11 protein-coding genes are annotated in these 12,204 nt (G+C 34.3%); 5 read left to right on the plus strand and 6 right to left on the minus strand.

Annotated elements, in window-relative coordinates:
• Window positions 1-420 precede the first annotated feature (420 nt).
• The 5 genes from OPR30_RS02975 (at window position 421) to OPR30_RS02995 (ending at window position 8,230) form a co-directional block, all read left to right on the plus strand.
• Complete coding sequence (locus OPR30_RS02975; protein ID WP_265031083.1) at window positions 421-3,615, plus strand: glycoside hydrolase/phage tail family protein; 3,195 nt, start codon at window positions 421-423, stop codon at window positions 3,613-3,615.
• A gap of 88 nt (window positions 3,616-3,703) precedes the next feature.
• Complete coding sequence (locus OPR30_RS02980) at window positions 3,704-4,897, plus strand: hypothetical protein (protein ID WP_265031084.1); 1,194 nt, start codon at window positions 3,704-3,706, stop codon at window positions 4,895-4,897.
• Window positions 4,898-5,046: 149 nt separating this feature from the next.
• Window positions 5,047-5,895, plus strand: a complete 849-nt coding sequence (locus tag OPR30_RS02985) for a hypothetical protein (RefSeq protein WP_265031085.1) — start codon at window positions 5,047-5,049, stop codon at window positions 5,893-5,895.
• Between the two features lie 95 nt (window positions 5,896-5,990).
• Window positions 5,991-7,139, plus strand: a complete 1,149-nt coding sequence (locus tag OPR30_RS02990; RefSeq protein WP_265031086.1) for a hypothetical protein — start codon at window positions 5,991-5,993, stop codon at window positions 7,137-7,139.
• 263 nt (window positions 7,140-7,402) lie between these two features.
• Window positions 7,403-8,230 carry a hypothetical protein gene (locus OPR30_RS02995; RefSeq protein ID WP_265031087.1) on the plus strand — a complete coding sequence of 276 codons (828 nt, stop codon included), beginning with the start codon at window positions 7,403-7,405 and terminating at the stop codon, window positions 8,228-8,230.
• Between the two features lie 80 nt (window positions 8,231-8,310).
• Here the strand turns inward: OPR30_RS02995 and dnaQ are convergent, their stop codons facing one another.
• The 6 genes from dnaQ to iscX form a co-directional block, all read right to left on the minus strand.
• A complete protein-coding gene (gene dnaQ, locus OPR30_RS03000; protein ID WP_265031115.1) occupies window positions 8,311-8,970 on the minus strand; it encodes a DNA polymerase III subunit epsilon in 660 nt (219 codons plus the stop codon).
• Window positions 8,971-9,801: 831 nt separating this feature from the next.
• Window positions 9,802-10,665 carry a lipoyl synthase gene (gene lipA, locus OPR30_RS03005; protein ID WP_264686416.1) on the minus strand — a complete coding sequence of 288 codons (864 nt, stop codon included), beginning with the start codon at window positions 10,663-10,665 and terminating at the stop codon, window positions 9,802-9,804.
• Window positions 10,658-10,972 (minus strand): 50S ribosomal protein L28, encoded by a 315-nt coding sequence (rpmB, locus tag OPR30_RS03010; RefSeq protein WP_007302640.1) that lies wholly within the window; start codon window positions 10,970-10,972, stop codon window positions 10,658-10,660. The genes lipA and rpmB overlap by 8 nt, the downstream gene beginning before the upstream one ends.
• 54 nt (window positions 10,973-11,026) lie before the next feature.
• On the minus strand, window positions 11,027-11,350 hold the full coding sequence (locus tag OPR30_RS03015) for a DUF721 domain-containing protein (protein ID WP_007302641.1): 324 nt from the start codon (window positions 11,348-11,350) through the stop codon (window positions 11,027-11,029).
• A gap of 9 nt (window positions 11,351-11,359) precedes the next feature.
• Window positions 11,360-11,794, minus strand: a complete 435-nt coding sequence (locus OPR30_RS03020; RefSeq protein ID WP_265031088.1) for a hypothetical protein — start codon at window positions 11,792-11,794, stop codon at window positions 11,360-11,362.
• Between the two features lie 210 nt (window positions 11,795-12,004).
• Entirely contained in the window at window positions 12,005-12,199 is a 195-nt protein-coding gene (gene iscX, locus OPR30_RS03025) for a Fe-S cluster assembly protein IscX (protein ID WP_026097274.1), read from the minus strand.
• Window positions 12,200-12,204: the final 5 nt, after the last annotated feature.

A 12,204-nucleotide genomic window follows, 5' to 3' on the forward strand; every position in this document is an offset into this window, starting at 1 on the left:
GAACTTCTAAAAGGGTGTCATTCCAGTACTGGAATCTAGGAATTTTTTGAGCACGCAAGTTATGCCAAGTTTTTTGTTGGTAAGAAAGGCTGGATCCCAGTACTGGGATGACAGGAAGAGGGCTACTCGGGTGACATCGAAGGGGCTACTTGCATGACAACAAAGGGGCTTGCTTGCATAACTCAAATTCAAAGAAAAATCATTTAATGTCATTCCAGCGCGTGACGCTGGAATTCAGAAATAAAGAACAATGGATCCCAGTGTCAGCTACTCGGATGACAGGAAAAGGGCTACTCGGATTACATCCTTTTTTTCCTGGATACCAGTCGCATGACACTACTATATAGTAGGTCCCAATTTTATCCCAGTCTGGGATCTTCTTTCAAAAATTCAAAACAATCTATTAAAAAGGAGAATATTATGTCTACAATAATTTTATCATCAATTTTAAGTAAAGCGGGCAGTATTTTTGGGCCAATTGGCCAGATTGTTGGCTCAGAACTCGGTGCTCTGCTTGGTTCACAGCTTGATAATGCAATATTTGGTCTTGATGCCGAGCAAAAGATAACGCATGGGGCGAGGCTGAAAAATCTGCAAGTTCAAACCTCAACTTATGGCAAAGCAATTCCAATTATCTATGGCACTGCTCGCATTGCTGGAAACATTATTTGGTCACAGCCAATAAAAGAGGAGGCGATAACCACTCAAAATAAAACAGGAAGAGGTATAAACATTGCGTATAACTACTATGCAACACTCGCAATTGCAATTTGCAAGGGGAAAGTAGAAAAATTAAATAGAATCTGGGCGGATATAAAATCGCTTAGTTTTGATGAAATAGATTATACTTTTTACCACGGCAGAGAAGACCAAAACCCTGATCCGTTTATGTTATCAATCGAAGGTGAGAAGAATGTACCAGCTTATAGAGGAATATCTTACATAGTCATCAAAAATTTCCCTTTGGCAGACTATAGTAATCGTGTTCCGGTGTTTACATTTGAAGTGCAAACTGCACTGAAGCTCAGTGGATTCTCAGTAGCAGAAAACATTAAAAATATCAATATCATACCAGGTTCAGGGGAGTTTGTGTATGATACGAAAATACAGAAGAAAATTGCACGAGAAAAAATAAGCAGTAGTCAATATATTCCCTATGGACCGGTACAAAGAGTAAATCACAATAATCACACAAAAAAGAGCGATGCTATGCTTTCTTTGGACCAATTGAAGGAAAGTTTACCAAATGTTGAATGGGCATCGGTAGTGGTTAATTGGTTTGCAAGCAGTTTGAATATCAAAGATTGTAAAATATATCCTGCAGTTGAATTTCAAGACGATTCTGCTATAGTGCCTGATGATTGGCAAGTGGGAAATATAACCAGGGATAATGCCCAGCTCATTTCAAAAGATAATCATGGAAATCCAAGATATGGTGGTACAGTTAGCGATGCAGCACTAATAAGATATATAGAAGAGCTGCATAGCAGAGGTTATAAGGTGATGCTCTATCCAATGCTCTTGCTTGACACAAAAAACAAAGAGTGGCGAGGAAAATTGAGCGGTACTCCTCAGGATATAAGTGATTTTTTTGAGAATCAGTATAGCAAATTCATAGAGCATTACACGAGCATTGCCAAACAAACTAAAGTGGAAGGGTTTATTATTGGTTCTGAGTTTGCTCAGCTTACCAGAGTAAAAGATGTAGAGGGTAACTATCCTGCAGTAGCAGAGCTAGTTAAAGTTGCAAAGCAAGTAAAGCTTCAGCTTGGAAAAGAAGTAAACGTAACTTACGCTGCCGATTGGAGTGAGTATCATTCATATGATGGTTGGTATAATATGGATGAACTATGGTCTTCACAGTTCATCGATGTTATTGGCATAGATGCTTACTTTCCACTCACCGATGGCCCAGAACCTCCTTTTGGCTATTCCGCGAAAGATGTAACGGGTGGTTGGAGCAGTGGGGTAGGGTATGATTATTTTTACGATTACTCAAAAAGTGATCCTGAGAAAATAAAGTATAATGACAGCGAATATGCGTGGAAAAATATCGAGAAATGGTGGAGTGAAGTTCATGTAAATCCAGGTGGTAGTAAAACAAAATGGCAACCAAAAATGAAGAAAATATGGTTTACCGAATATGGATTTCCCAGTATGAACGGCTGCACTAATGAGCCCAATGTGTTTGTTGATAAAGGTAGTATAGAGAGTAAATATCCACGATACTCAAACGGAGAGGTGAGCTTTCTTTCGCAGAAAACTGCAATCGAAGGAACATTAAAAAAGTGGCAAAGCTCAGAAATGGTGGAGAAAATGTTCCTCTGGGCGTGGGATGCAAGGCCATTTCCTTATTTCCCCAATTTATGTGACATGTGGGCTGACTGCCATAACTGGCAGACCGGGCACTGGATTCAGGGAAAAATTTCACAACTTAATGTTTCCGATGTTTTGTCTGATCTGTTGCAAAAGGTAGGTCTCAAAGGCGATCAGTTTGATACAAGTGATGTTAAAGGATTACTATCTGGGTATGTAATAAATGATCAGCAACCCGTACGCTCAATTATTAAAATGCTGCGAAGGTGCTATTTTTTTGATGTGGTTGAACAGAACTCAAAACTGAAATTTATTCAAAAGGGCAGGGGAGTGACAACTGAAATACCAATTGGCGAGATGGTTACCAATAACGTTGCAAAACTTGTTAATATTAGTCAGCTAGATTTAAATAGTAAAGTCAATGTTGTTTATTTTAACCGCAATTTTGGCTATCCAATTGATGTGAAATATGCTGAACTGCCAAAGCAGGGCAATGCTGCAACAGTTCCAATACCGCTCATTATGGAGGAAGGGGAGGCGCAAAATATAGCTGAAGTTTTACTTTATTCTTCGTGGCAAGAGAGAAATGTATACAACTTTAAGCTCCCGATAAAATATGCATGGCTTTTACCAAGTGATGTCATAGCAATTTCAGATGGCGAGAAAAGACATACGATGAGAATTATAAAAACAAAGTTTGAAAGCATGTCCATTCAAGTAATGGGAGTTGGTTATGATCCCTCTATATACAAGCTCTCCTTTCCTTCAACAAGATCACTTATGCTTAAAGAATACCCTCCTTCTCACATCAGTAAATCTATCGTAGAAATGATAGATTTACCGTATATTAAAGATAATATCGCAAGCTTTACTTTAATTAGTGAAGAGGAAAGTTGGAAAGGAGCAACGCTCTTTATTTCGTATGATGATAAAGATTATAAGCCTATCGCAAGTGCAAACACACAATCTACTTACGGATATGTTATGGAATCTAGCAATGAGGAGATTACAGTAGTGCTGCGTTTTGGTGAGCTAGATGCAACTGCATCAGCACTGATTGGCAAAGAGGTAATAAAATTCCAAAGTGCAAAGCTTATAGATAAGAATAAATACAAATTGAGTGGCCTAATTAGAGGTCAAAAAGGCACTAAGAAATATGAACACACTGCAGGTGAAAAATTCGTTCTGCTTGATCATTCAATAATTTCTTTTGAAGTGCAAAAAGGGAGAAAGTTTTATCTTAAGGCAGTCACTTACGGTGATTCATTAGATAATACGGAAACAAAAATTGTAAACTGAGAGAGCGTAAGTGAAATCTTAATGTCTACTTGCATTTTATTAAAAAATCCACTATATTATAAATATAGCAATATAGTGAGGTAAAATTATGACTAATAGTGTAAATGAATTATCAAATAAAGCACCAATAATACTAACATGGGTGCCAAGAGTACATGGTGCATCTTTACCGAATGGTAAAAATAGTACCCTGAATTATTTAGAAATAATTAAAAATCATAAATTAACAAATAAAGAGGAGAGGGACATATATTTGGTTATAAATGGTCCTGGATTTGAAGAAAATCAAATAGATAGTTTAAAACATGAGCTGAAAGGAATTGAAGGAGTACATGTTATAGACTTGCATCAATATGACTGGAGTGAAATAGACACAGGATGGAAAATAGATGGTAAAGACATTAGCATAAAGGATTTCTTTAAGAATATGTATAATATGTCAGAGGAGCAAAGAACATATTTTGCTGTTGAAATAGATACTTTTAGATTAGTTGCTCTGGCACTCTTAAAGCAGTTTACAGGACACGAAGGTGGGATATATATAGATTTTGATTCTTTAAAAGCCATTGACTCTCATATAGGGAAGGATATAACAATTCCTGAGGGAATTTTATTAGGAAATGTTATAGCGTGTTTTCTTGATCAAGAAGGAAATACGAACTACACAAGTGCAGTAGATATAAAGAACTCAAATCATTATGACGAATATAAAAATCTAATGATTTTTACAAATAATGATTGCATTGCGATAAATAATTCAAGTGTAGCAGTTAATATTTTGTCTGATTATAAAGATAAAATATTAAGCCAAAAAGAGGCTTGTAATGAGGTTAAAAAGCGCTTATCTACAGCTTTAGAACAAGAAGAAGAACTTGCTAAAGGAGTTTCCTTATTCACAAAAGATGAAGAACTCAAAAATGAGATAATTAAACAAACAAAGGAAAAGATTAAAAAATGCGTTTCAAACTTTGAAAGCAACGGAATACAAGAGCTATATAATATCGAGAACTTTCAGTGTATTAACAACGCGCTTGGTGAATTTAGCTTAAATTTTGCTCAAATGAGTACAGCACGAGTTCTTATTGTTCAATTATGTGATGGTGAAAAAGTGAGCAAATGTCCATCATTTTCTTTTAATTGTAACAATGGTAATTATGTTCCCGTACTAGAAAGTGATTTATCCTGGATGAAAGGAAAAGATCTATACCATGAACGAGTAGATAACAAGCTGGAAGAAGCAGAAGTAGACAGGGTAGCAATGGAAGATCTATCGCTTGCATAACAGTTATTAAAGAACTTTCTATATTTAAAACAGAAAGTTCTTTAAAGCAGAGGCTGTAAACTTTAACTTATGACGGAAACAAAGATTCTAAATAATTGACAATTAACGTAATATTTGCTAATATTAATATAAATGTAATAGAGGGTAACATGTCAAAAAAAATAGTTAATGCACTGAAAGCTAAAGTAAAAGGGCTGGAATATAATTACTTAAAAGCTCAAGCAAAAACATCAGGAGGATGGAGTGAAGTTAACTCTGGCGATCTGACATATAAAGATCTTAGAAGAATGGATAATATTATCATTAATGGTAGAGTAATAACTAATGAAGTTATTAGTGGGCTGTTAAGAAACGCAAATGAAGCAGAGAGCAGTCGTTTATCTCTCAAGAGAGTCTTTATAGGAATGTTTGAGTACGCTGATGCAATAGTTCCAAATGATTTGATTATTGAGGAGCTGATAACTAACTATAATCAGGCGGGTTATTCTGGCTTTTTTAAACTCTTCTATGATGAAGCATTACAACCTTGTGATTTGATGGCATCTTGCTCTGAAAGGATAAGTATTCATATGGAGTGTAATGATCCTAACTATCTTAGATGCTTTTCTAGCACAGAAAACGTGAGAGTGTCTTACTCTACAGGTTATATGTCATTAGATGAGCTATGCAATTTATCCGGCTCAGTAGAATTTAAACTGAAATATAAAGATGGAAATGTGACATATGAAGATGGTAAAGTGTTGCTTACAATTCCTAAAGCATTAGAAGACTACAGAGCTGGTAATGACAATCTGCTCGATAAGCTTACTGATATTATTAACAAGGTTGTTGAATATTTAAAAAAGCTCTGTGAGAAATTGGGCTTTAAGTTTGATACAAAAATAGAGTACAATTCTGAGCGTAATATAAACATAGAGCACAACCTTGGCAAGCCACTGCTGGTGATGGATGAACCAGATATATATGCTGTCAATGGCTTAAGGCACAGAGAACACTGAAGCTTTTCCTAAAATATTTTAGCTAGAAGCAAGGACTTTTAGTTGAGTTTTTTTGCTAAAATCTCATTATAACATAAATGTGTTAAGGTAAAATAATGATCGGTAATGTAAAAAAATTATCAAATGAAGCGCCAATAATACTAACTTGGGTACCAAGAGTATATGGTGCATCTTTACCAGATGGTAAAAACAGTGACCTTAATTACTTAGATATAATAAAAAATCATAAATTAATAAATAAAGAAGAGAGGGATATATATTTGATTATCAACGGTCCTGGATTCAAAGAAAATCAAATAGATTATTTAAAACATGCACTAGAGGACACTAAAGGAGTGCATGTTATAGACTTGCATCAATATGACTGGAGTGAAATAGACACAGGATGGAAGATAGATGGAGAGGATATCAGTATAAAGGAATTCTTTGAGAATATGTATAATATGGAAGAAAAGCAAAGAATGTATTTTGCTGTTGAAATAGATACTTTTAGATTAGTTGCTCTGGCACTCTTAAAGCAGTTTACAGGACACGAAGGTGGGATCTATATAGATTTTGATTCTTTAAAAGCCATTAACTCTCATATAGGGAAGGATATAACAATTCCTGAGGGAATTTTATTAGGGCAAGTTACTGCACATGTTAATCAAGAGACCGGCAAAATTATTAAAACGGATTTAAATAATGACCTGATCGCAGTAAGTTGTTCACGTATAGCGATTAATATTTTATCTAAATATAAAAGCGAAATACTGAGTCAAGAAAAAATGTGCTATGAGTTAGCAGGGCGTTTATCTAATCTTGCGAAAGAAGAAAAATCACGGTTTTTTGCTATTTATAAAGAATTGGGAGAGAAACAGCTGTTAGATGATGAAGCGAAGAAAAAAGGGAAGAGTGTTATAGAGGAATTAGATAAGATAGAGCGCAAAATAGTTGATCTAAGAAATGGTAAGATAAGAGAACTATATGATCCGCTAGTCTGTCATTATTCTAGGTATCGTGAAATAGGTTTAAATTTAGGTCAATTTTATACCGTGGAAGTAGTCCGTAATGGATTGATCGGTCAAGACGAAAGCAAACTAGGGCTATTTTTTTTCGAAAAGAACAATGGCAATTACGTTTGTACAATAAATGGTGACCTATCCTGGATGAAGGGAAAAGATCTATACCATGAACGAGTAGATAACAAGCTAGAAGAAGCAGAAGTAGACCAGGCAGCAATGGAAAAGCTATCATTGAAATAAATTGTTGGAACTTTCTATCATCAAACAGTGCGAAGTAGGGGATGTGTTCTTCGAAATGCAGCTAAGAAAAAGATTTTGCCTTAAAATAGTTGCTGCGGTGGCAACATCTGCGTTAGCGATTGGTGGGATTACATATATAATTTTGAAGCCTAATTCCGAACGAAAAATAAGTGCAAATCTTTGAAGCATAACCTTTACTTATTGTGGAAAATATGGAATAAAAATTAGTGTTAAAATTAATACATATAATATGAAATTATGATATGGCAAAAAAAATAGTTAATGCATTAAAATCTGAAGTGGAAAAGCTCAAGTATGCTGATTTAAAATCTGTGCCAATAAAATCAGATTGTTGGAACTCTGGTTACAACACATATATTGACCTTGGTAGATCACACAACCTTACTATTAATGAGAAAGAAGTGCCTAATGAGCTTATTGAGAAGCTATATTCAAAACATAAAGATCTCATTTTAGAAGATGAGAATGGAAGAAAGAACTATAGTCCATTTCTTAAGCAAATTTTCATAAAAATATTTGAATATGCTGGTGCAGAAGTTCCGAGTGACTCTATCATGGAAGAATTGATAACTAACTATCATCAAGAAGGGTATAATCATTTTCTGTTTCTTCATATATTAAAGGCTCTTTCTCCATTTGGCTTGCTTGTGTTAGATTCTAGCATAACAATAACTTATAGTATGGATTGCCTTGACTCCAATTGTCTAAAATTTAATTTTAGCATGGATTGTATAAAGGTGTGCAGCAGTGATCTTGTTAATGATATTAAAACACCAAATTTTCACAGTTCAATAAAATTTAAGTTAAAATCTAAGGGTAGAAGTATAACATATGAGGATGGTAAAGTGCTTATTAATATTCCGAAAGAGCTGAAAAATTATAAAGCAAGTGGTAGAAGTTTGTGTGACATTACTATTGAGTATTTTCAAGAATTTTTTGGAAATTTGGGATTTAAATTTGAGACAAAAGTGGAACATAGTCTAGGTGAACCACTTAAAGTGTTAAAAGATGTAAATACATACCATGATAAGAACTTAAACTTGAACCAACAGTTAAGTAATTCAAGATAAGATATTGAGATTCGCATTTTTAAAGCTAGAAAACACATTCATTGAGAGAATAATTTCGCTACTGAAAGCAAAAGGCGTTTTTATAATCTTCTATCTACTACTCCCTCATGAACAGATACGTTAATCTCATCTAACTGCTCACTAACTTCTTCATTACTTGGCAACTGTCCTCTAAGAGATAAGTTACGTACTGCATGCTGACATCGATCCAAAGGAGTTTGTAATCGCTCAACATATACTTTTGCTAGCAACTCAGCGTCAATTAGCGCTCCATGTAACTCCCTACTCTCTAGTGATATACCAAAACGCTCACACAATGCACTTAAAGAAGCCGGTGGTCCAAATTTCTTTCTTGCAAGCGGTAATGTATCTAACACTCTGTCTGAAGAGATTAATTTGGCATTCAGTTTACCAAGTTCCATGTTCAAAAATTTAATGTCAAATCCAGCATTGTGAATTACCAAAGTATCGCTAGATATAAAATTAAGAAATTCAGATGCAATCTCTGAAAATAATGGCTTATCCTTTAGAAATTCTTCGCTGATACCGTGAACTTTAAATGCACCTTTGTCTATGCTCCTTTCTGGGTTGATGTATCGATGGAATACTTTGCCTGTTGGAATATGATTAATTAGTTCTACACACCCTATTTCGATAATTCGATGGCTATTGACATCAAGACCTGTAGTTTCAGTGTCAAGTACTATTTCACGCAGCCCATCTTGTTTGGAAAGTTCTATACTTAACCTACTACTAGGATCTGACTGACTATTGGCAGCTTGTATCGTTTTTTTTCTTTTAGCTACTAATTTTTTTGTAGCACCTTCACCATCTTTTACTCTAGAGTGTCCAGGCGCTTCGGTTATTGAGCTTTTTTTTATACTATCAAGGATAACTTCTTTATCATTTAAGAATTTTTTACCGTTACCTTCTACATAAAGTGAGGTGAGATTTTTGAGTGCTATATCTCCTCCATAGTGGTGGCGCCACACTCCAACAATGTTGTTGTTTTCTACATTTAATAAAGTAAGATTTGGGAGACGTTTGCTGCCAATCAAAAATGCAAAACCTATGTCTCCAATATTGTTATTACTTATTTCAAGTAAAGTAAGGTTTTTTAGATTGCTTTTACCTATATATCCTGCACCTTCAAAACCGAGTTTATTGTTCCTTAGAGTGAGCGAAATAAGATGTGTAAGTTTACTTAACTCTTTTACATCTTTACTATCAATCTCTACATTTATTAAATTAAGCTCGTTAATGCCTTTTTTACTCTGTAGAAAGTTTGCTAGCTCTCTTATATCAATTTTAGCACTTACATCTGATATTGTTAAAGCTTTATCATGTACATATCCACTAAAACCCACCTTACCCTCTGTTAATATACTATGTAAATATTTTAGCTGGCATCTCAGTAGCTGTCAATTGCTTATATAAGATCTTAAACAGCTGGTTTAGGTGCTGTAAAATTCATACTTTTTGTGATCAGCTAAGTAAAAAGTCAAGCCTAGGGCAACTCACTAAGCTTTTCTGATTTATTGTCCCAAATTTGGGACAATAAAATCGAGATGTCAATTACAGGACTTGAGCCTGTTAAAATCTTCTTCAGCGTGATATGATGAACGGGTTAATGGACTTGATGCAACTACCAAGAAGCCTTTAGAATAAGCAATATATTTATAATGCTCAAACTCTTCTGGAGTAACATATCTATCAATTTTTGCATGCTTTGGAGTTGGTTGCAAATATTGACCAATTGTAATGAAGTCAACTTCGGCGCTACGTAAATCATCCATAACCTGAAAGATTTCTTCTTTTGTTTCTCCAAGACCAACCATAAGCCCTGACTTCGTGAAAAGTTTAGGATTAATCTGTTTCACCATCTTTAGCAAATATAGTGAATGAAAATAACGAGCTCTTGGTCTTATTTTTGCATACAGCCTTGGTACTGTTTCGATGTTGTGGTTATAAACATCAGGTGATGCAATAGCTATTGCTTCAAACGCTCCTTTCTTATTTAAAAAATCAGGAGTGAGGATCTCTATTGTTGTTTCCGAAGTTATCTTTCTAATTTCTTCTATACACCTTATAAACTGATTTGCACCACCATCTGGTAAATCGTCACGGTCAACAGAGGTAATGACAACGTGCTTTAAATTTAACTTTTTTATTGCTTTTGCTAAATTTTCTGGTTCATGAGGATCGAGCTTATCAGGAATGCCAGTTGCAACGTTGCAAAACGCACAAGCACGAGTACAAACAGAACCGAGAATCATCACAGTAGCATGACGTTTATTCCAACATTCACCAATATTTGGACACGCAGCTTCTTCGCATACTGTATGTAAGTTATGTAGCTTAACAGTGTTTAAGGTTTCATTGAATACTTTACCAGCTGGAGCTTTTGCTCTGAGCCATGTAGGCTTACTATGCATCTGAAACAGCTAGCTCTACCTCTTGTTTTGCTAAAACTTTCTTTAATCTTCTTTTTATCTTTTGCGCTTCTTTACTTAGTTTAATTGTTTTTGTGTTGAGCAAGAAAGCATCAAGATCACCTTTGTAATCTATAGTTCTTAAAGTTCTTGTCGCTATACGAAAGCTAAACTTTTTTTCTAATATATTACTCGTTAATGTAACTTTATGTAAATTTAAGAGAAAGGTACGCTTTGTTTTACGATTTGAGTGCGATACCTTATTACCAAAAGACTTTTTTCTATTTGTTAATTCACAAATTCTACTCACTTCAATATACCAATTTATCCTATGTAACTAGGTTAACCTTATATAGTTAAATAGTCAACTCCCTTGCTTGATTTTTATACCGTATACTGCTTTATAGCCAAAAAACACTGTAATTTTTTCTATTACAAGAGAAACCATATGCTGCATTTCTAATGCTTTACTGCCATTTGTTACTAACAGATGCAGAACACCAGAATTTACGTTTTGTGCGTATGAGATCTTTTGTGGTTTTGTACATTCTGCTAATTCCTCTCCAACTATACTTTTCCAGTTTAAAATAAGACGTATTTCATTTTTGCTGATCTTATTTTTCATGCATTTTAATGCATAGTTTTCTATTATAGATTTTAATTTCTTTGGCCCGCTATATTTAAGCATAGTTTTCTATTAATCAGATTTTGTCATATTCACAACATAGTGTGATGGATATTGTTTATAAGCTCCAGTAATTGCATCGACAGCAAAACCAGGTAACCATAGTAGATTCAATAAGGTAACGCTATTAAAACTTTCACCTACCATCACATTTAATTGTTTATAATCTTCTTTTTTACAATCAACAAACAATGATCCCGAACCTCGATGAATAACCACTGTTCCAGGGTTAGATGTGAGAGAATGATTCGTTCCAGATGGGTCACGTATGACACATTTGACTTTTTCTACTAAGTTATCGTTATCATCTACTACTTTCATTTTAATCTCTTGTGTAGAACCCGAAAGAATTGTTGCAAAACAACCGGTTAATAACACAATTGTAGACAACATTAAACAAATGTTTAGTAACCTAGAAGATATACAATATTGGTATATTTTAAACATAACAACCTCACAAATCAAATTTTATTATCCGGTAGGCTTAACATAACACATAAAAAGCAGTATTTGTATATTTTTGCCTAACTTGTAATCATTTTTAATTGTAATTTATTAAATTATTATGAAGCTAATTAAAATTCGAGTAAAGTATAGTATTTCCAAGAAGATTATCTTTTTACTGTATGCAGTAATTTTCTTATAGCTATCTGTTTTTTAAGATCTTTCTGCAATCCAAGCTGCTTGAATGGCCTCTAATATTTTTTCATTACAATACTTTTCATCATCATCAAACTCCTTCAAACCCAAGATCTTTTTCTTAAGTTCAGTGAATCTAATACTAATTATATCCTTATTGGGAAACTTCTCTTCTAGAGCTTCTGCAATATCTTCTATATCAAGCCATTTCATACTTT

Source organism: Wolbachia endosymbiont (group B) of Athalia cordata (assembly GCF_947251845.1).
GTDB lineage: Bacteria > Pseudomonadota > Alphaproteobacteria > Rickettsiales > Anaplasmataceae > Wolbachia.

What these genes read in the sequence shown, in the direction of transcription:
- OPR30_RS02975 (WP_265031083.1), top strand. Translation starts at nt 421, where the DNA reads ATGTCTACAATAATTTTATCATCAATTTTAAGTAAAGCGGGCAGTATT.
- OPR30_RS02980 (WP_265031084.1), top strand. Translation starts at nt 3,704, where the DNA reads ATGACTAATAGTGTAAATGAATTATCAAATAAAGCACCAATAATACTA.
- OPR30_RS02985 (WP_265031085.1), top strand. Translation starts at nt 5,047, where the DNA reads ATGTCAAAAAAAATAGTTAATGCACTGAAAGCTAAAGTAAAAGGGCTG.
- OPR30_RS02990 (WP_265031086.1), top strand. Translation starts at nt 5,991, where the DNA reads ATGATCGGTAATGTAAAAAAATTATCAAATGAAGCGCCAATAATACTA.
- OPR30_RS02995 (WP_265031087.1), top strand. Translation starts at nt 7,403, where the DNA reads ATGGCAAAAAAAATAGTTAATGCATTAAAATCTGAAGTGGAAAAGCTC.
- lipA (WP_264686416.1), bottom strand. Translation starts at nt 10,665, where the DNA reads ATGCATAGTAAGCCTACATGGCTCAGAGCAAAAGCTCCAGCTGGTAAA.
- OPR30_RS03015 (WP_007302641.1), bottom strand. Translation starts at nt 11,350, where the DNA reads ATGCTTAAATATAGCGGGCCAAAGAAATTAAAATCTATAATAGAAAAC.
- OPR30_RS03020 (WP_265031088.1), bottom strand. Translation starts at nt 11,794, where the DNA reads ATGTTTAAAATATACCAATATTGTATATCTTCTAGGTTACTAAACATT.
- iscX (WP_026097274.1), bottom strand. Translation starts at nt 12,199, where the DNA reads ATGAAATGGCTTGATATAGAAGATATTGCAGAAGCTCTAGAAGAGAAG.